At 72.9% G+C, this 26160-nt stretch carries 24 protein-coding genes; 14 read left to right on the forward strand and 10 right to left on the reverse strand.

Annotated features, from left to right (window positions below; translation table 11 throughout):
* Positions 1 to 10: 10 nt before the first annotated feature.
* Together LG278_RS16760 and LG278_RS16765 are read right to left on the reverse strand one after the other, a co-directional pair.
* The gene (locus tag LG278_RS16760; protein ID WP_404388605.1) at positions 11 to 583 is read right to left on the reverse strand and encodes a TetR family transcriptional regulator; all 573 of its coding nucleotides are present in this window, start codon (positions 581 to 583) and stop codon (positions 11 to 13) included.
* Complete coding sequence (locus tag LG278_RS16765) at positions 580 to 999, reverse strand: SRPBCC family protein (protein ID WP_404388607.1); 420 nt, start codon at positions 997 to 999, stop codon at positions 580 to 582. The genes LG278_RS16760 and LG278_RS16765 overlap by 4 nt, the downstream gene beginning before the upstream one ends.
* Positions 1000 to 1134: 135 nt before the next feature.
* Here LG278_RS16765 and idi point away from each other — a divergent pair, with 135 nt between their 5' ends.
* The 5 genes from idi to LG278_RS16790 all read left to right on the forward strand — a co-directional run bounded on the left by idi (position 1135) and on the right by LG278_RS16790 (position 6543).
* Positions 1135 to 1776, forward strand: a complete 642-nt coding sequence (gene idi / locus LG278_RS16770; protein ID WP_404388608.1) for an isopentenyl-diphosphate Delta-isomerase — start codon at positions 1135 to 1137, stop codon at positions 1774 to 1776.
* A gap of 102 nt (positions 1777 to 1878) precedes the next feature.
* Positions 1879 to 3024 carry a polyprenyl synthetase family protein gene (locus LG278_RS16775; protein WP_404388609.1) on the forward strand — a complete coding sequence of 382 codons (1146 nt, stop codon included), beginning with the start codon at positions 1879 to 1881 and terminating at the stop codon, positions 3022 to 3024.
* Positions 3021 to 4607, forward strand: coding sequence for a phytoene desaturase family protein (locus tag LG278_RS16780; protein WP_404388610.1), 1587 nt, complete (start codon positions 3021 to 3023; stop codon positions 4605 to 4607). The genes LG278_RS16775 and LG278_RS16780 overlap by 4 nt, the downstream gene beginning before the upstream one ends.
* Positions 4604 to 5509, forward strand: a complete 906-nt coding sequence (locus tag LG278_RS16785; RefSeq protein WP_404388612.1) for a phytoene/squalene synthase family protein — start codon at positions 4604 to 4606, stop codon at positions 5507 to 5509. The genes LG278_RS16780 and LG278_RS16785 overlap by 4 nt, the downstream gene beginning before the upstream one ends.
* Positions 5506 to 6543: a DUF5914 domain-containing protein gene (locus LG278_RS16790; RefSeq protein ID WP_404388614.1), complete on the forward strand. Its 1038-nt coding sequence runs from the start codon at positions 5506 to 5508 to the stop codon at positions 6541 to 6543. The genes LG278_RS16785 and LG278_RS16790 overlap by 4 nt, the downstream gene beginning before the upstream one ends.
* Positions 6544 to 6621: 78 nt before the next feature.
* Here LG278_RS16790 and LG278_RS16795 read toward each other — a convergent pair whose 3' ends face one another.
* From LG278_RS16795 to LG278_RS16810, 4 genes are read right to left on the reverse strand one after another with little or no spacing between them, the layout of a single operon-like run.
* Positions 6622 to 8184: an FAD-dependent oxidoreductase gene (locus LG278_RS16795; RefSeq protein WP_404388616.1), complete on the reverse strand. Its 1563-nt coding sequence runs from the start codon at positions 8182 to 8184 to the stop codon at positions 6622 to 6624.
* Positions 8185 to 8234: 50 nt separating this feature from the next.
* Positions 8235 to 9056 (reverse strand): class I SAM-dependent methyltransferase, encoded by an 822-nt coding sequence (locus LG278_RS16800; RefSeq protein ID WP_404388617.1) that lies wholly within the window; start codon positions 9054 to 9056, stop codon positions 8235 to 8237.
* Positions 9038 to 9412: a lycopene cyclase domain-containing protein gene (locus LG278_RS16805; RefSeq protein WP_404388618.1), complete on the reverse strand. Its 375-nt coding sequence runs from the start codon at positions 9410 to 9412 to the stop codon at positions 9038 to 9040. Before LG278_RS16805 ends, LG278_RS16800 begins: the two co-directional genes overlap by 19 nt.
* Entirely contained in the window at positions 9405 to 9752 is a 348-nt protein-coding gene (locus tag LG278_RS16810; RefSeq protein ID WP_404388619.1) for a lycopene cyclase domain-containing protein, read from the reverse strand. Before LG278_RS16810 ends, LG278_RS16805 begins: the two co-directional genes overlap by 8 nt.
* 229 nt (positions 9753 to 9981) lie before the next feature.
* Between LG278_RS16810 and LG278_RS16815 the strand changes: the two genes are divergently transcribed.
* A complete protein-coding gene (locus tag LG278_RS16815; protein WP_404388621.1) occupies positions 9982 to 10509 on the forward strand; it encodes a hypothetical protein in 528 nt (175 codons plus the stop codon).
* A 5-nt stretch (positions 10510 to 10514) separates the two neighbouring features.
* Here LG278_RS16815 and LG278_RS16820 read toward each other — a convergent pair whose 3' ends face one another.
* Both LG278_RS16820 and LG278_RS16825 read right to left on the reverse strand, forming a co-directional pair.
* A complete protein-coding gene (locus LG278_RS16820) occupies positions 10515 to 10853 on the reverse strand; it encodes a DUF202 domain-containing protein (RefSeq protein ID WP_404388622.1) in 339 nt (112 codons plus the stop codon).
* A 2-nt stretch (positions 10854 to 10855) separates the two neighbouring features.
* On the reverse strand, positions 10856 to 11221 hold the full coding sequence (locus LG278_RS16825; RefSeq protein WP_404388623.1) for a YidH family protein: 366 nt from the start codon (positions 11219 to 11221) through the stop codon (positions 10856 to 10858).
* A 152-nt stretch (positions 11222 to 11373) separates the two neighbouring features.
* On the opposite strand from LG278_RS16825, the gene LG278_RS16830 reads away from it, so the two are divergent.
* A complete protein-coding gene (locus LG278_RS16830) occupies positions 11374 to 12099 on the forward strand; it encodes a response regulator transcription factor (RefSeq protein WP_404388624.1) in 726 nt (241 codons plus the stop codon).
* On the forward strand, positions 12096 to 13139 hold the full coding sequence (locus tag LG278_RS16835) for a sensor histidine kinase (RefSeq protein ID WP_404388626.1): 1044 nt from the start codon (positions 12096 to 12098) through the stop codon (positions 13137 to 13139). The genes LG278_RS16830 and LG278_RS16835 overlap by 4 nt, the downstream gene beginning before the upstream one ends.
* 9 nt (positions 13140 to 13148) lie before the next feature.
* On the opposite strand, the gene LG278_RS16840 is transcribed toward LG278_RS16835, so the two are convergent.
* Positions 13149 to 14888: an alpha/beta hydrolase gene (locus tag LG278_RS16840; protein WP_404388627.1), complete on the reverse strand. Its 1740-nt coding sequence runs from the start codon at positions 14886 to 14888 to the stop codon at positions 13149 to 13151.
* A gap of 190 nt (positions 14889 to 15078) precedes the next feature.
* Here LG278_RS16840 and LG278_RS16845 point away from each other — a divergent pair, with 190 nt between their 5' ends.
* From LG278_RS16845 to LG278_RS16870, 6 genes are all read left to right on the forward strand, one after another.
* The gene (locus LG278_RS16845) at positions 15079 to 16311 is read left to right on the forward strand and encodes a flavin-containing monooxygenase (RefSeq protein WP_404388629.1); all 1233 of its coding nucleotides are present in this window, start codon (positions 15079 to 15081) and stop codon (positions 16309 to 16311) included.
* A 120-nt stretch (positions 16312 to 16431) separates the two neighbouring features.
* The gene (locus tag LG278_RS16850) at positions 16432 to 17739 is read left to right on the forward strand and encodes a CHAT domain-containing protein (RefSeq protein ID WP_404388630.1); all 1308 of its coding nucleotides are present in this window, start codon (positions 16432 to 16434) and stop codon (positions 17737 to 17739) included.
* Positions 17740 to 17921: 182 nt separating this feature from the next.
* The gene (locus tag LG278_RS16855; RefSeq protein ID WP_404388631.1) at positions 17922 to 19847 is read left to right on the forward strand and encodes a CHAT domain-containing protein; all 1926 of its coding nucleotides are present in this window, start codon (positions 17922 to 17924) and stop codon (positions 19845 to 19847) included.
* Positions 19848 to 19919: 72 nt separating this feature from the next.
* Positions 19920 to 23363 carry a caspase family protein gene (locus LG278_RS16860; protein ID WP_404388632.1) on the forward strand — a complete coding sequence of 1148 codons (3444 nt, stop codon included), beginning with the start codon at positions 19920 to 19922 and terminating at the stop codon, positions 23361 to 23363.
* 130 nt (positions 23364 to 23493) lie between these two features.
* A complete protein-coding gene (locus LG278_RS16865) occupies positions 23494 to 24171 on the forward strand; it encodes a winged helix-turn-helix domain-containing protein (protein ID WP_404388634.1) in 678 nt (225 codons plus the stop codon).
* Positions 24168 to 25292, forward strand: coding sequence for a sensor histidine kinase (locus LG278_RS16870; protein WP_404388636.1), 1125 nt, complete (start codon positions 24168 to 24170; stop codon positions 25290 to 25292). The genes LG278_RS16865 and LG278_RS16870 overlap by 4 nt, the downstream gene beginning before the upstream one ends.
* On the opposite strand, the gene LG278_RS16875 is transcribed toward LG278_RS16870, so the two are convergent.
* Entirely contained in the window at positions 25289 to 26041 is a 753-nt protein-coding gene (locus LG278_RS16875; protein WP_404388637.1) for a DUF2202 domain-containing protein, read from the reverse strand. The two genes, LG278_RS16870 and LG278_RS16875, sit on opposite strands and share 4 nt — an antisense overlap.
* Positions 26042 to 26160: the final 119 nt, after the last annotated feature.

A 26160-nucleotide genomic window follows, 5' to 3' on the forward strand; every position in this document is an offset into this window, starting at 1 on the left:
CGAACGCCGGTCACCGCACGTTCGCGCTCTCGATCCTGGTCCGCACCATCTCGGTGAGCTCGTCGACCGCCGCGTCGGCGGCCGGCCGGTCCCCGTCGAGCAGCAGCTGGAAGAGCACGCCCTGCCCCACCGCGAGGGTGAGCCGAGCGAGCACCTCGGCGTGACCGGAGTCGGTCACGGTCGCGAAGGCCCGACGGAAGGCAGCGACGTGGCGAGCGACGACCACCTCGCCGAGCCCGGCGGCATACGGGCGCCCGTGCATGGCGTGCGAGGCGAGCTCGAAGAAGAGCGGGCCGAAGGTCTGCGCCGAGGCGGCGGCGGCCTCCCAGTTGCGTCGGCCCGCCTCGAAGGGGTCGTCGACCTCGGCGAAGAGCCGGTCGAGCGCGGCGATCTGGTCGGCGACAACGATCTCGATCACCGCGGCGAGGAGGTCCTCACGCGAGCCGAAGTGGTAGTGCAGCATCCGTTGGCTGGTGCCGATGGACGTCGCGAGCGTCCGCAGGCTGGTGTCGCGCACGCCGTGCTCGGCGTAGTAGCCGACGGCCTTGGCCAACAGGACATCCCGCGGTCGCGGACTGCTCACACCCGCTCCGCGAGGCGTGCCATGGTCTGCGCCTCGGACTCGACCATCGACTGGGCCTTGCGCCCGAGCAGCATTCGCACGACGGGAGCCAGCGGCCCGCTCCACTCGAGCGCGAGGTCGACCACGGAGCCGCCCTCGCGGGCGCTGACCGTGTGCGTGGCGGTCGTCGTGATGCCGGGCGCGTGGGCCATCCACGTGAAGGTGCGACCCGGAGTCCACTCCGTCATCTCGTAGACGGCGGTCGGCAGCCGGGGCTGACGCACCTCGAAGCGGGACCCGACCCCCACGTCCCGCCAGGGCTCCAGGGCACGCACGGAGGTGAAGGTCGGCAGTCGGTCACCCCACTGCTCGACCTCGCTGACGAGGAGCCAGAGCCGGTCGGGTGAGCCGCTGCTCGTCGACAACGCGCTGATCATGTATCAAACGATACATCGAGGCCCCGGTGCGATGCCACAAGTCCGAGGGGGTGGTGCGCCGCACCCGCGCTCTGGTTAGCCTTACGGCAGGTCGCCGCCCGGTCGACCTGTCATCGTGTCGATCGAGGAGGGCGCGTGGCGGGCATCGAGGACGAGCAGGTCGTGCTCGTCGACGACGACGGCCGAGCGCTCGGGACGGCCCCCAAAGCGACGGTCCACGGGCCGCACACCCCCCTGCACCTGGGCTTCTCCTGCTACGTCTTCGACGCGGACGACCACGTGCTCGTGACCCGGCGGGCCCTCGACAAGCGCACCTTCCCCGGCGTGTGGACCAACAGCTTCTGCGGACATCCGGCCCCCGGCGAGCCATTGCCGTATGCCGTCCGGCGGCGTGCCGCCGACGAGCTCGGTCTCGAGGTGGGCGAGCCCCGCCTCGTCCTGCCGGACTTCCGCTACCGCGCCGAGATGGCAGGTGTCGTCGAGCTCGAGCTGTGCCCGGTCCTCGCGGTGCACGTCGACCGCGACCAGCCCGTGCGGCCACGAGACGACGAGGTCGCGGAGTGGGCCTGGGAGCCGTGGGACGACCTCGTGACGTCGGTCACCCGAGGGCGTGAGGTGTCCGTGTGGTGCCGCGAGCAGATCGCCCTGCTCGGCCGGCTCGGCCCGCCGCACACCTGGCCCGACGAGTCGCCGCGGCTGCTGCCGGAGGCGCTGCAGCCGCCGCTCGCGACCGCACCCGGAGACAACGTTGGACATTTCCTTGATCACTGGGGCTGATGTGACCCAAGGTGAGAGCCCACCGGCCCCGCGCGCCGCCGGCTGCGTCCGGCAGCCCGCGACGTCGGGGCTGTGCCCGTCCGCCGAGCAGCGAGGAGCGACATGAGTCCACACCGGCCCGCACCCACCGCCAACGACGACGAGGTCCTCGTCGCGAGCTGGGCGAGCGAGGTGCAGGCCGAGACGCTGGGCCTCGACGAGACGCTGCGACGCACCGATCTCGTCCTCGACCGCGTCTGCGCCGAGCTCGAGCGGCAGTGGCGCTCGCGGTGTCCCGAGGCCGCCGACGTGCTCCGGGCCGACCTGCCCGAGCACCTGCGCAGCTGGCTGCTGCCCGCCACGGGCAAGCGTCTGCGCCCGGTCATGTGCCACTGGGGCTGGGTGAGTGCCGGCGGCCCGGCCCGTGGCGTGGGCCGCGACGACACCGTCACCGTGTGCGCCGCGCTCGAGCTCGTGCACCTCTTCGCGCTCGTGCACGACGACGTCATGGACCGGTCCGACTCACGCCGCGGCCGCGTGACGACGCACGTCGAGGCAGCCGAGGAGCACACGTCCGCAGGGGCGCTCGGCGACCCGGCCCTCTTCGGCGACAGCATCGCCATCCTCTTCGGTGACCTCGCGCTCACCGAGTCGTGGGTGCTCACGGGCTCTCTCGAGGCCCCGCTGCAGCGGGCCTGGGCCGACATGCTCCGCGAGCTGGTGCAGGGCCAGCTGCTCGATGTCACCGGCGCCGCGGCCCGGCGGCGCGACCTCGCCCAGGCGCGCCGGGTGGCGCGCCTCAAGTCGGGCGCCTACACCGTGCAACGGCCGCTCCTGCTCGGGGCGCTCGCCGCGCGGGCCGACGCCGACGCCCTGGCCGCCCTCGAGGCCTACGGCGGGCACGTGGGTGAGGCCTTCGCCCTGCGCGACGACGTGCTCGGCATCTGGGGCGACCCGGAGCGCACCGGCAAGCCCGTCGGTGACGACCTGCTCCGGGGCAAGGCGACCGTGCTGCTCGCCGAGGCCCGCCGCCTCCTCCCGGAGGACATCGCCGAGCGCTACCTCGGGCACCGCTCGGTCATCACGGATGCCGACGTCGGGGTGCTGCAGCAGCTCATGCTCGACGCCGGGGTGCTCGAGCAGGCCGAGCAGCGCATCACCCACGAGGTCGACCTCGCCCTCACCGCTCTCGACCACGTCGACCTCGACGCCACCGGCGTCGAGGTCCTGCGGTCTCTCGCTCGATCGATCGCCTGGAGGGACGCATGAGCGTCATCGTCATCGGGGCCGGCCTCTCGGGCCTGTCCGCCGCCTGCCACCTCGCCGGACGGGGGCACGAGGTGACACTCGTCGAACGCGAGGACCGCCCCGGTGGCCGCGGCCTGCGGCGCCGCCAGGAGGGCTTCGTCTTCGACACCGGCCCGACCGTCATGACGATGCCAGGTCTCGTCGACGACGCCCTGCGCGCCGTGGGCACGACCATCGAGGCCGAGCTGCCGATGACGCTGCTCGACCCGGCCTACCGTGCCGTCTACGCCGACGGCTCGACGATCCACGTGCGCCACGGCATCGAGGCGATGCGCGACGAGATCGCGCGCACCTGCGGGCCCAAGGACGCCGAGGCCTTCCCGCGCTTCGCGGCGTGGCTGAAGCGCCTCTACGAGGTCGAGATGCCGCACTTCATCGACCACAACTTCGACTCCCCGCTGGGGCTCGCCTCCTCGCCGAAGGCCGCCGCGACCCTCGTGCGGATGGGCGGCTTCCGTCGGCTCGGGCCGGTGGTGCGCGGGTGGTTCGACGACGAGCGGCTGCACCGGCTCTTCTCGTTCCAGGCGCTGTATGCCGGGTTGTCGCCCGAGGACGCGCTCGCCATCTATGCGGTGATCACCTACATGGACTCCATCGAGGGAGTGTGGTTCCCGAAGGGCGGCATGGACGCCGTGCCGGCCGCTCTCGCGGCGGCGGCGGCCCGCGCCGGGGTCGAGCAGCACTACGGGGCCGGCGTCGAGCGTCTCCTGCTCGACCGCAGGGGCGCCGTGAGCGGGGTGGCCCTCGACTCCGGCGAGCAGCTGCGCGCCGATGCCGTGGTCTGCACCCTCGACCTGCCGACGGCCTACGACCGACTGCTGCCGCAGCTCAAGCCGCCGCGCGCCGTGCGGTCGGGCACCTACTCCCCCTCGGCCGTCGTGTGGCACGTCGGCGCGCGGGGTCTGCCCGCCGACGGCACGGCCCACCACAACATCCACTTCGGTGACGACTGGGTCGGCAGCTTCAAGGCCCTCATCGACGACCGCAGCCTCATGCCCGACCCGTCGCGCCTCGTCACCGTGCCCACGGTGACCGATCCGACCCTGGCGCCCGAGGGCTGCTCGACGCTCTACGTGCTCGAGCCGGTGCCCAACCTCACGGGCACCGTCGACTGGGAGACGACCCGCCCGCAGATGGCGGAGCGGCTCACGGGCTTCCTCGATGCCAACGGCTACCCGACCGACATCGTCACCGACCACCTCATGACGCCGCTCGAGTGGCGGGACCTCGGCATGCACGAGGGCACGCCCTTCGCCCTCGCCCACACCTTCGGGCAGACCGGGCCGTTCCGGCCGGGCAACCTCGACCGTCGCGTGCCCGGCCTCGTATTCGCCGGGTCCGGCACGGTGCCCGGCGTCGGGGTGCCGATGGTGCTCGTCAGCGGCAAGCTCGCTGCCGACCGGGTCGATGCCTACCTGCCGGCCCCGGCCGGCGGGGGTCCGGCCCGTGGCGGCCTGGCTCGCTCGGGGTCGGCTCGGCCCGGGTCGGGTGGCACGGACGGCGGGAGCACAGAGAGCACAGAGAGCACGGGGAGCACGGTGTGAGCACCGTCGACGACACGATGACCGAGCAGGTCGCGCAGGGCTACCGCGTCTGCGCGCGCATCACCCGTGAGCACGGCACGACCTATTACTGGGGCACGATCCTGCTCCCGCCGGAGCGACGCCGGCACGTCTACGCGGTCTATGCCCTGTGCCGCCTCGCCGACGACATCGTCGACGCACCGGGCGCGACCGGCCCGGTGCAGGTGGCCGAGACGACCCAGCGCCTGGCGCGCTTCGCCGAGCACTTCCGCGAGGTCGCCGCGGGCGCCCCGACCCAGGACCCCGTCATCGCCGCCGTCGGCCACAGCGTGCGCACCTGCGGCATCGAGGGCGAGTGCTTCGACCGCTTCTTCCGCGCCATGGCCCAGGACCTCACCCAGACCACCTACGAGACGTGGGACGACCTGCTCGGCTACATGGACGGCTCGGCCGCCGTCATCGGCGAGATGATGCTCCCGGTGCTGCGCCCCCTCTCCCCCGACGCCCTCGGGCCGGCACGCGCGCTCGGCCAGGCCTTCCAGCTGACCAACTTCCTGCGCGACATCGGTGAGGACCTCGAGCGGGGGCGCGTCTACGTGCCCCAGGAGGACCTGCGCCGCTTCGGGGCCGACCCCCACCTGCGCCGGGTGACGCCCGAGTGGCGTGAGCTCATGCGCTTCGAGATCGAGCGCAACCGCGCCCTCTACGTCGAGGCCGACCGCGGCATACCGCTGCTGCCGCCCTCCTCGGCCCGCTGCGTCTCCGCGGCGCGCACGCTCTATGCGCGCATCCTCGAGCGCATCGAGGCCCGCGACTACGACGTCTTCTCCGGACGGGCCCGGGTGCCGACCTGGCACAAGGCGGCCCTCAGCACCCGCATCCTCATCCTCGGACCCACGAAGCGAAGGGCGGCCACCCCATGAGCCTGCGCTCCCTCCTGCGCGCCACCCCCGACACCGGGCACGCGCCCGTCAGCCCGGCGCGTCCCATCAACCCGCTCCGGCGCATGCCCGCCGAGCCGCGCGACCGCCTGGCCGGCACGTGGCGCGACGCGCGGCCGGCCCGCATCCGACGGTCCTTCCTCGATGCCCAGCAGCGCGACCCCGGCGGCTGGCACGTCGTCGGGGCCTCGACCGACGTCGGTGCCACCCGGTCGGTGACCCGCACGGTGGCTGACCGCGAGGTCGTGCTCTGGCGCGGCGAGGGCGGCAGCCTGCTCGCCGGGCCCGGCGCCTGCCCGCACCTCGGTGCCCTGCTCGAGGACTGCGAGGTGATGCACGGCCAGGTCTACTGCCGCTGGCACGGCCTCGCCCTCGGTCCGGGCACGCGCCGCGACTGGCTCACCTTCCCGGCCCACGACGACGGGGTGCTCCTCTGGGTGCAGCTGCCCACGGAGGGCGAGACGCCGAGTGCGCTCCCGACCCTGACGACGCGACCGCCGGTCGCACAGTCCTTCGCGACCGTGGTGGCGGTGCGCGGGGTCTGCGAGCCGGCCGACGTCATCGCCAACCGCCTCGACCCGTGGCACGGCACCTGGTATCACCCCTACGCATTCAGCCACCTCACCGTCGACGACGCAGCCTCGTCCGACGACCGCCTCGTCGTCGACGTCGCGTTCCGGCTGAGCCGCACGTGGGGCGTGCCGGTGCGGGCCGAGTTCGCCTGCCCCGACGCGCGCACGATCGTCATGACGATCGTCGAGGGCGAGGGCACCGGCAGCGTCGTCGAGACGCACGCCACCCTGACCGGCCACGACCGCTCCGGACGCCCGTGCACCGTCATGACCGAGGCGACGATCGCGCACTCCGACCGCACCGGCTTCGGCATCGCCCGCGCCGCCGCCCGGCTCATCCGGCCCGCGGTCGCGTCGACCGCCCGCCAGCTCTGGGTCGACGACATGGCCTATGCCGAGCGCCGCTGGCTGCTGCGCGACCGCGGAGAGACCTACGGCGCCTGAGCGCCGCCCTGACCGACCGCTCGGGAGGATCGCCGGCTCTGGGTGTCGGTGACCTCCCGAGCCGCGCCGGTGGCGGGGTCAGTCGGCCGCGCCGAGCAGCCGCCGCGCGGCATGGGCCACCGTGTGCCCCCGTCCGCGGGTCGGCACCGTCCAGAGGTCGTGTCCGGGGAGCCCCCGGCGGTTGAGCAGCTCGTTGGCGGCCATCCACCCGGTCGTCGCAGCCCGCTCCATGAGCGCCACCGGGTGCTCGCAGCGCACCCCGTCGCCGGCCAGCACGACGCGCGGGTCGGGTGTGACGACGCCGGGCCGCGCCGCCCAGGCGTCCGTGCCCGCCAGGGGGCAGTCGCGGGCGAGCAGCCACTCCTCGTGGAGCACCGTCGCACCGGCGAGCTCGGGGTGGAGGCGCCCCAGCTGGTGACTCAGCTCCGCACGCAGGTCACCCTCGTCGGTGCCGTCGGGCACGGCATACGCGTGCAGCTCGACGACGCAGCCGCCGGTGCGCGCTGCCCACTGCCCTGCCCCGGTCTCCATCTGGTCGACGAACGTGACGTTGTCGAGCGGCCCGTAGCCGCTCGTGCCGAGGAAGAGCGGGCTGCCCGGTGCCGCAGGGCGATCGAGCCACTGACGCCACACGGCGAAGGCCGGTGCGATGCGCTGCTGCGCGATGGCCGCGCGCCACACGGGGTCGCCGAGCCAGTCGGCGTCGGCGACGAGCCGCTGCAGGGGCTCCCGGTCGGTCGCGAGCACGACGCCGCTCGCTGACACGGTGGTGCCGTCACCCAGATGCACCCGTATGCCGTCCGGCCCGTCCTCGAGGGCAGCGACCTCCGTGCCCGTGCGCACCTCGACCCCCAGGGTGGCGAGGTGGGCGCCGAGGGGCGCCCACAACGCGGCGTCGTAGTCGTCTCCTGGCACGTCGAAGAGCAGCCCCTCGGCCGAGCCGGTGAAGTAGGTGTGGAACATCGCGACGAGCTCGCCGCCGGAGAAGTCACGCGGGTCGGCGAAGAAGCTGCGGGCGAAGACCTCGAGGGCGAGGTGCCGCGCCTCGTGGGGGAAGCGGAGCCGATCGAGCACGTCGGCCGCGCTCACACCGTCGTAGTCGGCATACGTCTGCGGGAAACGCACGTCGAGCAGGCCGAGCGCGGCGCCGACGTCGACGTGTCGCAGGGCGCTGACGGGGAAGCTCGGGCTCTGGGCGACGAAGGCCGCGATGCTGAGCGGCGGCGTGCGCGGGATGCGGGCGAACGAGTCGGTCGGCCCGTCGGCGAGCGTCAGGGGGTAGTCGTCGACGGGCTCGAGCCGCTCGAGGGCGGGGTCGGCACGCCTCAGCAGCGAGCGCAGGTTGTAGTACTGCCGGAAGAAGGCGTGGAAGCCGCGGCTCATCGTCATCGGCTCGCCCTGCTCCGTCGTGACGGGCCACGAGCGCACCCGGCCCCCCAGCGTCGACTCGCGCTCGATGAGCACGACCGGCACCCCGCGCTCGGCGAGGCCGGTGGCTGCGGCGAGTCCGGCGATGCCACCACCGACGACGACCACGGGTGACAGGTCGGGAGCGGGATCGAGCGGACCGGCGGGGACGCGGGCGGTGTGCCGCTCGGCCCGGGGGTCGAGGCCCGGGGTCCAGCGTGCCCGTCCGGGCATCCTCGGCCGCTGGGGCATCCGGAGTCTCGGGGGCAGGGCGGGGAGGCGGCTCATGCGTCAGCCGGCCGACGGCCGACGACGGTGTGCACGATGCCGCGCTGCCACCCGCCCGCGTGGTGCGTCGTGACGTCGACGAAGCCTGCGCGTCGCAGGCGCGCCTCGAGCTCGGCGGTCGAGTCCATGTCGATCACGCTGCGCCAGAGGTAGCGGTAGAGGCGGGTGGTGCGCGAGGTCATCCAGCCGAGCGGGATGACGATCGACCAGCACATCGCCGTCCAGAGGGCGCTCGCGGCCGGCTGCCCGCGCACGGAGTAGTCGTGCACGGCGAGCACGCCGCCGGGGCGGAGCTCGTCGCGGATGGCCGCGATGACGGCGTCGCGGTCGGGCACGTTGCGCACGAGGTAGGCCGCGAGCACCCCGTCGAGGCCTCCGGCCTCGCGCGCTGCGGCGAGCTCGGGCTGGTGCGCCAGCGCCTCGGCGCGACCCTGGGCGAAGCCGACCCACGAGGGCCAGGCCTTGCTGCGTGCGGCGTCGAGCATGCCCGGCGAGCCGTCGACGGCCAGCACCGCCGCCGGGCGGGCGGCCGTGCGACCGCCCGGGGTGGCGTGCCGGCGCACGGCCTCGACGAGGGCGCGGGTCGACGCCCCCGATCCGCACCCGAGGTCGAGCAGGTGCAACGGGCCGGCCGGCCGCGTGGACTCGCCTCCGGCCGGGACCGGGGCGGCGTCGGGGATGGCACTGAGGAGCGCATCGGCCGAGGCCCGCAGCTGGGCGTGGTAACCCGGGCTCATGCCGACCATGAGGTCATAGCGCTCGGCCACCTCGTCGAAGGCCTCGGGCACCTCCGTGCGCGTCACCTGCCCTGCGTCCACCGGTCCTCCTCGTCGTGGTCGTGCGCGACCGCCGGCTGGTGCTCGGGGTCGGTCCGGTGTGAGCGCTTGGCGCGCTCCCACAGGACGATCGTGCTCGCCACCATCGCGAACCCGAAGAGATAGTCCTCGACCGGCACGTCCCAGGGCCACCGCAGGCCCAGGTGGTGCTCGGGGTTGTAGAGGACGATGGGCGCCGTCAGCTTGGTCAGCCAGCCATCGACGATCATCTGGAAGGCGAAGACGATCGCCATGGCCAGCCAGAACTGGAGCCGGGTGAACAGGCGCGTGCCCGACCAGCGCTCCAACGCGATGGTGATGACGACGGCCACCACGGCGAGCACGGTGTACTCAGGCATCGGCGTTCGCCCCCGACCGCAGCTTGCGCACGAAGCGGAGCACCTGCCCGACCGCCTCATAGGTCAGCAGCCCGCAGATCGGGATGACGAGGAAGAAGACGAGCTCCTCCAGGGGCATGCGCAGCGGCAGGTCGATGCCGGTGACGTAGAGCGGGTTGTAGGACCAGTGGCCGCGCCAGATGCCCACGATGTCCCACACCGAGAAGGCGACGACGACAGGCACCATCGCGGCGACGAGCAGGGCCGGTCGGCGATAGACCCGGGCACCGAGGACGAACTCGAGCGGCAGCGTGATCGCGAGGCATGCCGCCATCAGGAGCAGGTACTGGTAGCGATCCACGCCGTTCCTCCACGATCACCGGTCGTCGTCGGGGTCGGTGCGGCCCAGGGGCCGGCGAGCACCACCCTACGTGGCACGGGCCACTCGCGCGGAGGCGCCCACGTCTGGGACCGGCGCAGGGGGGTAGGGCCCCCGTAGAGGCTGGTGGAGGGCGTGCGACGCGGCACGCCCCGACCCGTGCACCGATCCATGCCCCGACCCATGCTGAGCGATCCCGAGGAGGCGAGCGATGCAGCCACGACCGGCGGTGACCGAGGTCGTCCGTGTGGTCGCCCGCCAGCACACACGCATCCGAGGGCTGCTCCACGAGGTGGCCCTGAGCGGCGGGACGGACCGGACGGCAGCGGCCGGCTGGCTCTCTCACTACCTGCTGCTGCATGTCGCCGCTGAGCAGATCGGGCTGCGCCGCGCGCCCGTGGGCACGGCGGAACGGGTCGACGCAGCAGCCCGGATGGGGCCGCTTGCTGGTCTCGCCCTGACGCTCGACCTCGACGACGCCGTCGTGCACCACCGCGTCGCCACCCTCGAGGCCGCCGTGCTGAGTCACGCGCGTGCACAGGAGCGCTCGGTGCTGCCGCGGATGCTGTCGTCGTGGCCCCTGGCCGACCTGCACCGTGCTGTCGCCGCGCTCGAGGCCGCCGACACCGTCTTCGACCACGGGCCTGCCGAGCCCGCGGTCACCTGCCCCGGGACGCTCGACCCGTGGCACACCGCCGTGGGTGCCATCCAGCGCGTCCTCGAGACTCCGCCCCCCTGACCGCCTCAGGGCGAGAGGGTGCGGCCGGCGATGAGGACCGCCGCGACGAGGGCGACGACACCGACGACGAGGGTGACCACAGCGGTGCGCACGACGTCGGCGCCGGCGAGGGGAGGTGCGACGTCCGGCTGCCCGGCCCCCGTCAGGTCGCGTTGCCGTCGCCACCCGATCCAGGCGAGGTCGGCGCTCCAGCACAGGCCGAGCACCGCCAGCACCCAGCCCGCCGGGCCGAGCTGCGGCGGGAGGACCCTCAGGCAGAGCAGCGAACCGACCGCGACGCTGAGCGCGGTGCGCCGCCACGCGAACGCCGTGCGCTCCTCCGCGAGCCCGGGCCCGCTCGGCACGCTCACAGGAGCAGGCCCACCAGCACCGCCACGCAGACGATGCCGAGGATGATGACGATCGGCAGCTTGAGGCCCGACGACGGCAGCGAGCCCACGTGGCGCATCGCCCTTTCGGTGCGCACCCAGCCGAGCCATGCCTGCACCGCTGCGGCGATGCCGGCGAGCAGGAGCAGCAGCGAGATGGTGAGGCGCAGCGGCTGCGAGACCGGCAGCTCGAGCGCCTCGACCGCGAGGCCCCCGGCGACGAAGGCGAGCGAGGTGCGCACCCACGCCAGGAAGGTCCGCTCGTTGGCCAGGCTGAAGCGAGGGTCGGGGTCCTCGCCCTTCCCGTAGACGGAGCGGGGGAAGCGGCGCGCCTCGCTGCTCATGGCGGGGAGCTCCCTTCAGGGTCGGGCAGGTCCGGGACGGGGGCTGCGGCTCAGCCGGCGCCAGCCGGCGGTCGCGAGCCACGGGGCGACGCCGGGTCCGGCGCCGCTCTCACTGTGCCATGTCCGGCCCCGTGCTGGCCTACCCTTCGAGAGTGGCCACCGTCCTCGTCGTCGACGACGACCCGATCGTGCGCGAGGTGCTCAGCAGCTATCTGCTCCGAGCCGGCCTCGAGGTCGCCGAGGCCGGCGACGGCGAGGCGGCCCTGCGGGCGTTCGAGGCAGGGCACCCCGACCTCGTCGTGCTCGACCTCACCCTGCCGCGCCTCGACGGCCTCGAGGTCTTCCGTCGCATGCGCGCCGTGCGCGGCGACCTGCCCGTCGTGATGCTGACGGCCCGGGGCGAGGAGTCCGACCGGGTGCTGGGCCTCGAGGTGGGGGCTGACGACTACATCACCAAGCCGTTCAGCAACCGTGAGCTCGTGCTGCGGGTGCAGTCGATCCTGCGTCGGGTCGCCGTGCCGTCGACCACGCCCCCGAGTGCTGGGGCCGACGCTGCCCCGGCAGCCTCCGTGAGCGAGGCCCTCGTCGACGGTGACCTCCGGGTCGACCGGCGTCGCCACGAGGTCTGGCTCGGGGAGACGCCGCTCGCCCTGACGGTGCGCGAGTACGACCTGCTCGTGCACCTCATGGCGACGCCCGGCACCGCGCACTCCCGGCGCGCCCTGATGACGGACGTGTGGGGGTGGGACTACGGCGACGAGGCCACGGTGACCGTGCACGTGCGCCGCCTGCGCGAGAAGGTCGAGCGCGACCCGTCGCAGCCGGAGCGCATCACGACGGTCTGGGGCGTCGGCTACCGCTGGGACGGCGCGTCGTGATCGCCGAAGCGGCGGCGGTCGCGGCTCTGACGTCGGTCGTCGTCGGGGTCGTCGGCGCCCTGCTCGTGCGATGGACCTCGAGCCGGTCCCTGGCCCTGGCCGCCGCCATCGCGCCGCTCGTCGTGCTGGTCAGCGTCGCCATCGGCACGGCGATCGCCGCCCGGGCGATGTTCATCAGCGACCACGACCGGATGGTCGTCATCATCGTCATCGGCACGTGCCTGCCCGTCGCCGCCGTCTTCGGGTGGCTCATCGCGCGTCAGGTGCAGCACCGCGCCCGTGAAGCGGCCGAGACCGCCGCCGAGCTCGAGCGCGACCGCCGCGTCGAGGCCGACCGGCGCGAGCTCGTCGCGTGGCTCTCGCACGACCTGCGCACCCCCCTGGCCGGCATCCGGGCGATGGCCGAGGCGATGGAGGACGGTGTGGCCGCGGCGGAGCTGCACTACCCCTCGCGCATCCGCGGCGAGGCCGACCGCATGGCGGCCATGATCGGTCAGCTGCTGTCGCTCGCCCGGCTGCAGTCGGAGAGCGTGCAGCTCGACCGCACCGAGGTCGACCTCCGAGACGTCGTCTCCGACGCCCTCGCCTCGGCCCGGATCCTCGCCGAGCGCAAGGGGATCCGCGTCCTCGGCGCCGCCGGTGACACCGTCGTCGCCCACATCGACGCCCAGGAGGTCTCGCGCGCCCTCGACAACCTCGTGGCCAACGCGGTGACCCACTCACCGGGCGGGAGCACCATCGAGGTCGACCTCGACGCCGGCAACGACGGGGCGGTCATCGCGGTCACCGACGGCTGCGGCGGCATACCCGACGGTGACCTGCCGCACGTCTTCGACACCGGCTGGCGCGGCGACTCCGGGCGCAGCCCGGGCGACGACCAGGGCACCGGCCTGGGCCTCACCGTCGCGCGGGCGATCGCCCGCGCACACGGCGGTGACCTCACGGTCGCCAACGTCTCCGGGGGCTGCCGCTTCGAGCTCCGCCTGCCGACCGCTCGCGCCGCGAGCGCCGTCGGCAGCCGGGACACCCCGGTGGCCTGACCCGACCGGTCACTCCGGCGCCGAGATCGCCGTCCTGATCGCTGCCAGCTCCGCCGCCGTGACGCCCTCCGGCCGCATCACGGCGTTCCAGCCGTCGACGTACTCCACCGTGTACTTGTGACCGTGACCCGCGGGAACCCCCGTCGAGAAGGGGAGGTCGGCGGTGACCTGCCAGAAGGTGATGAAAGGCATCCACAGCATGCCCTCGAGCACGTCGCGGCCCGGGGGCTCGCTGATCCAGTCGGGCTCGGTGAAGATGAGGTTCGGGCTCCACCAGACGATCGGGTCTGACGGGTGCATGAGATAGACCACCCGGGTGCCGTCCCAGGGCCGCTCTGCCGGCGGGATCGCCGTGCCCGCGTCGGTCGTGAAGCGGACCGTGCGGCCGTCCTTGTAGACCGGCTCGATCTCGAGGCTGCCCGGGTCGCGGTGGTCGCTGAAGTCGCGGAAGAGCGTGTTGAAGTTGGGGGGTCCGGCAAACACCGTGCCGGCGGTCCGGTTGCGCAGGTCGAACTCCCCGCTGAAGGCGGTCTCGCCGCCGAAGGTCCCCAGGCTCTCACCCGAGACGTAGAGCCGGGGGCGCTGGTCCTGCGGCAGCTGCGACCACCGCTCGTAGACCGCGTCGAAGAGGGCGCGTCCGGCCTCCCTCGCCTTGCTCTGGTCGACGAGGAAGGAGAGCCAGGACGGCAGGTAGGAGTACTGCATCGCCACGCTGGCGGCGTCTCCGTCGCTCAGGTACTCGAAGGGGGCGACGAGGGCGGGGTCGACCCATCCGCTGCCGGTCGTGGTGATGACGAGCAGGTTGGTGCGCTCGAAGCCGCCAGCCCGCTCGAGGTCGTCGACGGCCATCGCCGCGCGACCCTCGGCGTCGTCGGCCGAGTCGAGGCCCGCGTAGGTGCGGATCGGCTCGACCGCAGGTCGGCCGACGACGGTCTCGATCTCGCTGGCCGTCGGCCCCGATGCCGCGAACGTGCGACCCTCCCTGCCGAGCGTGTCCCAGGGCACCACCGAGCCCGGGCCACCCGACCGCAGGGCCGACGTCGGCTGCTCGACGCCCTCCTCGGTGATGCCGTTGCGCACCGAGAACGCCTGGTCCATCGCCGTCACGAGACCATTGAGCAGGATGCCGCTGACGACGAGGTAGACGGCGGCCGCGACGAGCACCCAGCCGGTGGCGCTCGCAGCCCGCTTGCCGAACCGGCGACTCAGCAGCCCCGCGACCCAGCGGTAGACCCGCCGGATGCCGCGCCCGATGAGCAGGAAGAGCGCGAAGAAGAACACTGCGACGAACGGTGAGGCGACGACGAGAGCGATGTTGTGCTCCGTCACCCCCATGAGCGACCTGATCTCGGCCTGCCAGTACTGCCCTAGGCCGAAGGCGACCACGAGCAGCAGTCCACCGCCGATCGCGAGGATGCGCCACGACGACGGCTTCGGATCGCGCGCCTCACGGTCCGCGAAGGCGCGCCACAGCCAGGCGGCGAGCACCCCGAGGCCGTAGCCGATCGCCGCCGTGATGCCGCAGACGAGGCCCTGGATGAAGCCCCCTCGTGGGAGCAGCGACGGCGTGAAGGACAGCGCAGCGAAGAGGACGGCGCCCCAGCACCCCGGGACGGTGGCGTGGAGCATCCTGCGCAGGCGTCCCTCCCCCGACGACGGCGCCGGCAGTGACGTGACGGAGCCGTCGACGTCGGCCCCGCCGGGTGCAACTCCTGCGGCGGAGTCCTCCGCATTCACCGCTTGCGCCATCGTCTGCTCTCTCCGGCCTGAGGGGTGGCTGTTGGAGGAACGCTCCCATAGCAGCGCTGCCGCAGCGTGACGAATCGCGGGGACCCGGGGGATCACGTTTCGGCGTCCGCGTTGGGTCCATCGGTCGGGCGCGATCACCCCTGTCGGCGTTCCGCACCTCGGCCGGGCGACGACGTGGCACCGTGGGGTGATGGTCGAGGAGATCGACGTGGTCGTCGTGGGGGCCGGGCAGGCCGGCCTCGCCACGAGCCACGAGCTGACCGCCCGGGGCCTCGACCACGTGGTGCTCGAGGCCACCGTGCCCGGCTCGTCGTGGCTCGGGCGCTGGGACAGCTTCACCCTCGTCGGACCCAACCACACCGTCCGGCTGCCGGGCGCGCCCTACGCCGGCGACGACCCGGGCGGCTTCATGGGGCGCGCCGAGATCGCCGAGCACCTGCAGCGGTATGCCGCGCGGCTGGGGGCGCCGGTCCGTCCGGGCACTCCGGTGCATCGACTCACAAGGGCGAACTCCTCGGGCTACCAGCTGGACACCGACGACGGGCCGATCCGCAGCCGCGTCGCCGTGATCGCGACGGGTGCCTACCAGCAGCCCGTGCGCCCGGCTGCGCTCTCAGGCCTCTCCCCCGACATCACCGTCATCGACGTCGCGACCTATCGCAACCCGGCGACCGTGCCCGACGGCGCGGTGCTCGTCGTCGGGAGCGGCCAGAGCGCGTGCCAGATCGCCGAGGAGCTCGTGCTGTCGGGCCGTGACGTCGTCATGGCGTGCGGCAGAGCCCCGTGGTTCTATCGCCGTCTCGACGGCCGTGACGTCTTCGACTGGCTGATGGCGTCCGACTTCTACGACCAGCGGCCCGACGAGCTCGCGAGCCCGGCCGCCCGGCACGGCGCCAACGTCCAGGCCACCGGTGCCCGCGGTGGTCACGACCTGCACTACCGGGTGCTCGCAGGCCTCGGGGTGCGCCTCGTCGGTCACCTGGCAGCGGTCGCCGGCCGGACGGCATACCTGCTGCCCGACCTCGAGCGGACGATCGCCGCCGGCGACGCCGGCTTCCGACTCGTGAGCAGCGCTGTGGCGCAAGCCTGCTCGCGAGAAGACAGAACGCTGCCGGAGATCCCGCCGCCCACCCCTCTCACGACCGAGGCGCCGACCGGGCTCGACCTGCGCGGCTTCGGGGCGGTCGTCGTGGCCTGCGGCTTCCGGTCGCGCTACGCGGAGTGGATCGACGTGCCGGGCCTCGTCGACGAGCAGGGCTTCCCCGTGCACGACGACGGCGAGAGCACCGTCGCGCCGGGCCTGCACTTCGTCGGCGTGCACTTCCTGCGCCGCCGCCGGTCGTCGCTGCTCTTCGGGGTGGGAGAGGACGCCGCTGCCACCTCCCGGCGCATCGCGGCGAGCCTGGGGAGCCCGGTGAGCTGAGCCCGGCCGGGTCGGTATCACCGTCCCGGGCGGCGCCTCTGAACAGTAATCGGGAGTTCCCCTGCGAGGAGGCCCCGAACCGGAACACACTGGGACTGGCGGAGTCGCTGGGAGGCCGACATGGCCCTTTTCAAGAACGATGTGTCCGAGTACGTGACGGCGGGTCGACTGGACCCGGCGCGACTCGTCGTGACGATCCTGCCCGACGACCGTGACCCCGACCGGCACGACGTGACCGCGCAGGTCGACGACGACGGCGGCATCGCGACGGGGTCGTTCGTCGTGAGCCCCGAGTGGCGCCTGCAGGGCACCCGGCCGACGACCTCGAAGATCTACCCCACCGAGCCCAACCGGGCCAGGATCGGCGCGCAGCTCTTCAGCGCGCTCTTCTCCGGGGCCCTCAGCCGCTGCTGGGCGCAGGCCGTCGAGCGCGGCCGCGAGCGCGGCGGCCTGCACATCGTCATCCGCAGCACGTCGTATGCCGTGCACGCCCTCCCGTGGGAGCTGCTCACGGACCCAACCCTGACGTCGGGCTCGCAGTACGTCGTGATGTCGGAGGGGTGGTCGGTCATCCGCGACCGCGCCGACCCCGACACCCCCGCACCTGCGGCCCCGCCCACCCCGCTCGCCCCGGCCGAGGTGAGGATCCTCGCCCTCACCTCACCCATCAACGGGATCGACCAGACCAACGACCCGGCCATCATCCGCAACGCGTTCCCGCAGGCCACAATGAGCACCACGGGCAACGTGCGGCCCGGCGAGCTGACGATCGCCCTCAAGAAGGACGATGCGCACCTCGTGCACGTGCTGGGCACCGGCCACCGGGCGCGGCAGGGCTGGCAGGACCTCGTCATCGGGTCGACGGAGCGGCCCGAGGTGATGTCGGGCAAGTCCCTGTCGTCGTCGCTCCGGGAGAGCTCGCGCCTGCGGATCCTCGTGCTCGCGGCGTGTGACAGCGACCAGCTCGCGGCTCAGCTCGCCACCACGGTCCCGGCCGTGATCGGGATCCGCGGGGCGATCAGCGACCCGAGCTGCCTCGCCTTCCTCGGAGGCTTCTATGCAGCGCTGGGATCAGGCTCGACGGTCGCCCAGGCGGTCGCCTCCGGGCGCGCGCAGCAGATCGCCTTCGCGTCGTCGCTGGGCGACGAGTGGGCCCAGCCGGTGCTCTTCCAGTCCGAGGACCACGCGCTCGTGCTGTCGACCTCCTCAGGAGACGAGCCCTCCTCTCCTGCAACCGCGGACACCCCCGGCACGCACACACCCCAGGAGCGGATCCGGCTGCTGGAGCAGACGATCAGACAGGCCAACCTGAGGGCCCTGCGCGAGCAGTGGGACCCGGTCGAGCCGATCGACACGCCCGCCTTCGTGCAGCGACAGATCGACGACCTCACGGCAGCGGTGGAGGCCATGAGCGAGGTGACCCGGTGAAACGCGCCAACGACACCGCTGCGCAGCAGCCCATGGCCCGCGGGGCCGGGGCCCCGAAGCCGCGAGCGTCGCGCCACGCCACGCATACCACCGCGTCTGCGGCCCCCGCGTCCCCCGCACCGGCACCGCTGTCGGTCGCCCGCCTGGCCGAGGCCACGCGTCAGCTCAACGAGTGCAGGACGATGGTGGAGGACCTGCGCACGACGACCGACGCGATGGCCCGCACGCGCCTCACGTCGGTCGTCGGGGAGCAGGAGCTCATCACCTCCCTCGTGACCCTCATCGGGCGGGCCGACGACCAGATCGCCCGCATGGCCACGGGACCCGCCGCGCCGCGCCGCACCTGCATGGCAGCCCTGGAGGGCCTGCTGGGCGAGCCGGAGTGGACTGTCGCGCGCGCGACCCAGCGCGAGCTCCGGTCGCGCAAGGCTGCGCTCGACGCGTGGGTGGCGGCGGTCAGCGAGGAGTACCGGAGCCTCCAGCTCAACTTCGAGCGGCTCCACCACGTCGTCGAGCGGGCCGAGGAGCTGCGCTACGACGACGCGGAGTCCGAGGCGGACCTGGCCCTCGACGTGGTGGGGAAGTTCCGCACGAGCGACGCGGACTTCAGGTCGGGCCGCTACGACACCGCCGCAGTCGCGGTGCAGCACGCCAAGACCCGGCTCGCCGAGAAGGGGCTGACGCTCGACCAGGGCGAACCCGATGTCGCCGCCCCCGACGGGGTGGTCGTCGACGCCGCGAAGTTCGAGACCTACACCGAGCAGCTCGAGCGCAAGGTGCGCGACGCCGAGCTGAGAGACACCAAGCTGTCCCGCCGGGCCGAGCTCTTCCTCATCTCGGGCTCCACGGTCGAGCTCAGCGTGCCCTACAAGGTGCTGCTGCGCCGGCCCAACTTCGGCACGATCCAGGAGTCGAACCTCTACGACGACGTCGAGGTGCTCCGCACCGACCAGGAGCTCTTCCGCGACACGATCGACACGATCGCCGAGAGCTCGATCAAGGGCATCCGATCAGCGGCCGGCCAGCAGGCCGCGCCGGTGCAGCAGGCTGCCCCTCCGGAGCCTTCCGGTGAACCCGACGAAGAGGCCGATGCGGAGTCCGACGCCGACGATGACGATGGCGAGGCGACACCGGCGGGCGGTGCGCCGGCGGTGCGCCGGGCGGCTCCCGTCCGAGCCGTCGCGCCCGACCACCTTGACCAGCTCGACGCGGCCGGGCGGCTCGAGCGGATCGGCCGCCGGATGTACAGCCTGCTCATTCCCGACGCGATGCAGCGGCTCATCGACGAGACCGACGAGTTCCCGCTGACGATCACCTCCAACAACCCCGAGCTGCCGTGGGAGCTGCTGCACGACGGCACCGAGTTCCTCTGTCTCAAGCGGACGTTCGCGCGCATGCCGGCGCAGCAGACCTTCCCACGACGCACGCGGGACTTCGCCGCACCCGGCGTGCGCCGCAAGACCACCGTGCTGCTCATCCACTCGGTGCACGGTGAGCCGCTCCAGCAGGCCGAGCGTGAGATCACCGCCATCGAGGCGGGCCTCGCGACGATGTCACCGGCGCCGGTCGTCACCAAGCTCAGCGGATCCGACGTGACCGCGAGCCGCCTCACCGACGAGATCAGTCTCGGCGACTACGACCTCATCCACTATGCCGGTCACGCCGGGTTCGACGCCGATCGCCCCGAACGGAGCTACCTGCTGCTCTCGACGGGAGAGCACTTCCGAGCCGAGCGCGTGCAGCGGCTGCTCGAGGGACACCCCGTGGTCTTCCTCAACGCCTGCGAGTCGAGCAAGTCCGCGCCGCAGGAGCAGGGGCGCTCGACGGGCGGCACGGTGGCCCAGGCCCAGGGCCTCGCCTCGGCCTTCGTCTACGGCGGTGCCCAGGCGTGCGTCGGCTCCCTCTGGCCCGTCTTCGACGACACGGCGGCCGAGCTGGCGGTCGAGTTCTACCGCCAGCTCATCGAGAAGCGCCAGCGGGTCGGCGAGGCCCTGCGCCGTGCGCGCGTGCTCAGCCACAGCCGGCAGCAGGACCGCACGACCTGGGCCGCCTACGCCCTCTACGGCGACCCGTCCTCGTTGCTGGCGGCCTCCGGCGGCATCACCTAGGACCGGCGCCGGACGCGCCACCGCGACTCGACCAGCACGCGACCACTGCTCAGCACGAAGGTGAAGGCGACCATGACCACCACCACTGCCACCACCCACGCCACCTCGGACACCGACGCGCGGCCGGCCCACCGCAACGTCTACGCGCTGCTCGTCGGCATCGACGACTACCCGTCGCCGGTGCCCGCCCTGAGCGGGTGCCGCAACGACATCGAGGCCATCGAGGCCCTGCTCACTGCTCGCGTGACCGGCGCCGACCACTCCCTCCACGTGCGGTCCCTCACCGACGCGCAGGCGACCCGGGCCGCGGTCATCGCCGGCTTCCGCGAGCACCTGGCGCAGGCCGGCGAGGGCGACGTGGCGCTCTTCTACTACAGCGGGCACGGCTCGCAGGAGCCGGCGCCGCAGGAGTGGTGGCACCTCGAGCCGGACCGTCTCGACGAGACGCTCGTGCTCCACGACAGCCGGACGCCCGGGCAGTGGGACCTCGCCGACAAGGAGCTCTCCGTGCTCATCGCCGAGGTGGCCGCCTCGGACCCGCACGTCGTCATCGTCCTCGACTGCTGCCACTCCGGCAGCGGCACCCGCGCCCCGCTCGAGGACGGCCTCGTCGGCCGACAGGCACCGACCGACCGTCGCGCACGTCCCCTCGAGAGCTTCCTGTTCGACCGGCGCCACGTCAACGAGCTCGTGCGGTCGCGACCCACGGAGCGCGACGCCCTGGGCGACAGTGGCTGGACGATGCCCAACGCGCACCACGTGCTGCTCACCGGGTGCCGCTCCAACGAGACGTCCAAGGAGGTCGTGCACGGCGGCACCCACCGAGGGGCGATGTCGGCCGCTCTCGAGGCTGCGCTGAGCACCGCCGGCGATGCCTTGACCTACCGAGAGATCCACCGGCAGATCAGCGCCCAGGTGCGCCGGACGGTGCGCCACCAGTCACCGCAGCTGGAGACCACGACCACGGACGACCTCGATCGCCCCTTCCTGGGCGGCGCCGTCGCCGCGACGGCCCGCTACTTCGTCGTCACCCACGACGGCAGGGCGTGGACCGTCGACGGCGGACTGATGCACGGCCTCGCGGCACCCGTCCGCGACGAGCAGACGCACCTCGAGATCCGCGACCAGCACGACGCCGCAGTGGCGACGGCAGCGGTGACGGCCGTGCGCGCGGCCGACGCCACCATCACCGTCACCACCGGGGAGCTCGACCCTGCCCGGAGCTATCGGGCCACCGTGACGGCCAGTCCCCTCCCGCCCCTGCTGGTGCGCATCGAGCCTGGCCCCGGGGCCGCGGCCCTGCACGCGGCGCTCGCGGCCCGCGACGAGCGCGGTCCGCTGCTCGTCGCGGAGGCCGAGGCCGGCGAGGAGGCGCAGGTCCAGGTGACCTCCGCCCGGTCCGGCTACTCCATCGGCCGCATCGCCAGCGAGCGGGAGCTCTCCCCCCGGGCCGACACCCCGGACGAGGCCATCGGCGTCCTCGAGCACATCGCCGCCTGGCAGCGCGTCGCCGACCTGCACAACCCTGCGGCGCGCCTGTCCCGTGACGCCGTCACGGTCACCGTCGTGGCGCAGGTCGAGGCAGGCGAGGAGCCCTTCGCCGAGGTGGACGGGCTGCACCGGTTCGACTACCACCAGGACCCGGGCGGCCAGCAGCGGCCGCGTCCGTTCACCGTGACGCTGACCAACGCCTCGAAGCGCCCGCTCTGGGTCGCGCTGCTCGACCTCACCGACACCTTCGGCGTCTATGCCGACGCGATCGAGGCGGGGTCCCAGGAGCTCGCTCCGGGCGAGAGCCACCCGATCGACCTCGAGACCGTCGTCCCCGACACCCTGTGGGACCAGGGCGTCACGGAGGTCACGGACCTGCTCAAGCTCATCGTCAGCACGGAGGAGTTCGACCCCCGCTCGCTCGCGCAGGACGACCTCGAGGTCTCCGCGCCGCTGCGCACGGAGAAGGGCCTGCGACAGGTCGGCCCGGTGTCGGCCCTCGACCGGCTGCTCCAGCACGTCGGCACCCGTCGCACCAGGCCGGTCGGCGCCGGCGACACGGCCGCCGACTGGTTCACCCGCGACATCCAGGTCGTCGCCGTGCGGCCGCGCCCCGGGGTCGCGGTCACGTCCGACCGATCGGTCGAGGTGGCGCCGGGTGTGCGGGTGGGCCCGCACCCCAGCCTGCGGGCGACGGTGCAGCTCTCCGGTGCGCCCGATGCCACGCGCGACATCTCCGTCGCGCCCGTCCCGGGCCCTCTCGACGAGGCGGGCACGACCCCGTTCGGTCTCATCGCGAGCCGTGGCGACGAGAGCGAGTCCGATGCCCTCGTCATCATGCTGGACGCGGCGGCCGACCCTGCCGCTGTCACGCCGTCTCAGCCCCTCGTGCTCACCCTCGACAGGGGGCTCGAGCCCGATGCCCACGTGCTGCCCCTCGCCTGGGACGGGGAGTTCTACGTGCCGCTCGGCTTCGCTCGCCAGTCCGGATCGGGCACGGAGATCGTCCTCCAACGGCTCAGCGACCCGGTGTCGACGCAGCGCAGCCTGACCGGTTCGATCCGCATCCTCTTCCGCAAGCTCGTCGGCAAGGCCCTGGGCCTGCCACCGGCCTACCCGCTGCTGCGGATGGCGACGGTGGCCGGTGACGGCAGCGTCACCTACGCGTCGGAGACGGCCGAGCTGAAGCGGGCAGTGGCGGCAGCCGATGCCGTGCTGCTCTACGTGCACGGGATCATCGGCGACACCGAGGGGATGGTGCGGAGCTCGCGCCTCAGTGGTGGCGCCGCGCCGATCGGGGCGCTCTATGACGTCGTCCTCACCTTCGACTACGAGAACCTCGACACCCCGATCGAGGAGAACGCCGCGTCACTGAGGACCATGCTGCGCGAGGTCGGGCTCACCAGCGGGCACGGCAAGCGGCTCGACATCGTGGCCCACTCGATGGGCGGTCTCGTCTCTCGGCACCTCATCGAGCTCGACGGGGGCGTCGACGTGCACCGACTCGTCACCCTCGGCACCCCCAACGGTGGGTCCCCCTGGCCGTCGGTCCAAGGATGGGCGACGGCCGCAATCGCCCTGGTGGCCAATGGGTTCATCCCGGTCGCGTGGCCGGTCACCGCCCTGGCTGCACTCCTGGGCACCGTCGAGCAGGTCGACACGGCACTCGACCAGATGCAACCGGGATCGGGCTTCCTCAGCGAGCTCGCCGGCGCGCCCGATCCCGGCACGAGCTATCACGTCATCGTCGGCAACCGCTCGCTCATCGAGTCGGCAGAGCGCACCCCGAACGGCCGCATCGCCCGGCTCCTCGGACGGCTCGCCCCCTCGCGCATCGGTCGCGAGATCGTCGACCTCGTGTTCTTCAACAAGCCCAACGACCTCGCCGTGTCGGTGCACAGCGCGTCGTCCGTGCCCCAGGGCCGTCAACCGGCACCGCAGCTGCACGTCGTCGCCACCGACCACGTCAGCTTCTTCGAGGACCCTGCGACCCTCTCGGTCCTCGCGGAGGTGGTGTCCTCCTGAGGCCGTGGGTGCCCGGTGCCTGCCGCGACCTCGGAGGGCTCCTAGGCTGGGGTCAGATCGGAGCCGAAGGAGGTGTGACCCGTGGCGCGACGCATCCTCGTCGTCGACGACGAGCCGCAGATCCGCACCGTTGCTCCGTGCCTATCTCGAGGCGGACGGCTTCCAGGTCGCCGAGTGCGCCACCGGCGCCGAGGCACTGCGCCAGGCGACCGCCACGCGTGAGGTGCCGGACCTCGTGCTGCTCGACGTGGGGCTGCCCGACATCGACGGTCTCGAGGTGCTGCGCACCATCCGGCAGCACTCGCAGCTGTGCGTCATCCTCGTGACGGCGCGGGCCGAGGAGGTCGACAAGCTCGTCGGTCTCGGGGTCGGGGCGGACGACTACGTCACGAAGCCGTTCAGCCCGCGGGAGGTCGTGGCCCGGGTCAAGACCGTGCTCCGCAGGGCGCAGGCCGACAACCCGGGCGACCCTGCGCCACCGGCGGATCCGACCCTTCGCTTCGACGGGCTGAGCATCGACCCCGACCGGCGCGAGGTGGTCGCGGGCCAGACCAAGGTGGCGCTCTCGACGCTCGAGCTCGACCTGCTCATCGCCTTGGCGAGCTCGCCCGGCCGGGTGTACTCCCGCTCCCAGCTGCTCGAGAAGGTCTGGGGCTACGACTTCTACGGTGACGAACGCGTCGTCGACGTGCACATCCGCAGCATGCGCAAGATCCTCGGCGACGACGCCACCTCGCCGAGGGTGATCGGCACCGTGCGCGGCGTCGGCTACAAGTTCCTCCTCGACCCCATGGACGGCACGTCATGAACCGCCTCGACGTGCGGCTCATCCTGTCGCACCTGCTCGTCGCGGTGCTCGGCGCGATCGCGACCTACGTCATCGTGAGGCAGCTGGCCCCGGCGATCTTCGACGAGAGCATGCGGATGTCGGGCACGGGTGGCATGGGAGGGCCGGGCCAGGGCGGTGTCGGATCGCTCCGCGAGCAGTTCGCCGACGCGGTCGACGGCGCCCTGCTCGTCGGCGCCCTCGTCGGCGCGCTGGCAGCCGCGCTCTTCGGCACGTTCGCGGCATACCGCCTCATCCGCCCCCTCGCCACGGTCCGGGCGGCGACGCGGGAGATGGCCCAGGGCAGGTATGCCGTGCCCGTGCCCATCCCCCGCGAGACCGAGCTCGCCGACCTCGCGACCGACGTCAACACCCTCGGCCGTGCCCTCGCCGAGACGGAGGAGCGCCGCGTGCGCCTGCTCGGCGAGGTGGCGCACGAGATGCGCACCCCCCTGACGGTCATCGACGGCTACGTCGAGGCGATGATCGACGGCGTCCTGCCGGCGACCCCCACGGAGCTGGGGCGCGTCAGCGACGAGGTGCGACGGCTGCGGCGGCTCTCCGACGACCTCTCCGCGCTGTCGAGGGCGCAGGAGGGTCGCCTGCACCTCGTGCTGCGCGACGTGGACCTCCGATCGCTCGCGCACACGGCTGCCGAGCGACTGCGGCCCCAGGCCGAGGACGCGGGCCTGACGCTCGTCGTCGACCCTGCGACGGATCCGATCCTCGTCGCCGCCGACCCGGACCGGATCTCGCAGGTCGTCACCAACCTCCTCGGCAACGCCATCCGTGCCACGCCGCCGGGCGGGGAGCTGCGGGTGACGTGCCGGCGCGACGACGGAGCCGGCCTCGTCGAGGTGGCCGACTCCGGTGAGGGTCTCGATGCCGCCGACCTCGAGCGGGTCTTCGAGCGCTTCTACCGGGTTCCCGGCAGGCGATCGAGCGAGGGCGACACCGGGTCGGGCATCGGGCTGACGGTCGCCCGGGGCATCATGCGAGCCCACGGCGGCGACCTCGTCGCGCAGTCGCCGGGCCGTGGTCGCGGTGCGACGTTCACGGCCCGGCTCCCGCTCGGCAGTCACCCGAGCAGCAGGACTGTCTAGCTCGCCGAGTCCTCCAGCGGGCAGTCTCCAGCATTGCCGGCTCCGGGCCCGCGCTCGAGACCGGATCCCATCCGACCCTGGCCGCTGCCGTTGCCGTTGGCGTTGCCGTTGCCGCGGCCCATCTGCCCCTGACCGTTCATACCGGCCCCCATCCCGGTCCCCATCCCGGTCCCCAGGGTGCGGCCGTCGACCGCAGCCTCGAAGGCGGCGAGGTGGTGCTCGGAGGCACGCTGCAGGTTGGTGTAGAGCTGCTTCACGTCGGCAGCGGACGTTGCGGCGATGGCCTTCTCGAGGTCGGCGATGTCACGCGTCTCGAGCTCCACACCGACGCCGTATGCCGCTGCGAGCGACGTCTTGCCCTCCGCCAGCCAACCGTCGTAGAGCTTCTGGATCGTCGGGTCGGCATAGCTGCCCGCCTGCTTGCCTGCTGCCGGGTCGGTCACGCTGTAGCGCTCCAACATCGTGCCGACGGCGTCGAAGTGCCGTTGCTCGCTGGTGACGATCCGACTGAAGGGCAGTGCCCCGTCGTAGTGGTCGGCCAGCGCCTGGTAGAGGTCGCGCGCCATGCGCTCCTCCTCGCGAGTGAACGCGAGCCCCTTCGCCAGGGCGGGGTCCGTGGCGGTGGCAGTGGCGACGACCGAGGTCGGGGCCACGCCGGTCGAGGCGCCGGCCGAGACCGCCGCTCCGCCGGCCAGGATCAGGGCGGCACCCGCGATGACCGCTGTTCGGTTCCTCCAGGTGGTGTTCATGATCTGCTCCTTCATCGTGGTGGCTGTCGGGTCCGGGTCCTCCCGTTCCCTCTGTCTTCACTCAACCGCGCCCGCGTGAAGGTCCTGCGCGACCGGATGTGAAGCCTGTGTGAAGCCGC

Source organism: Humibacillus xanthopallidus (assembly GCF_044793955.1).
GTDB lineage: Bacteria > Actinomycetota > Actinomycetes > Actinomycetales > Dermatophilaceae > Humibacillus > Humibacillus xanthopallidus_C.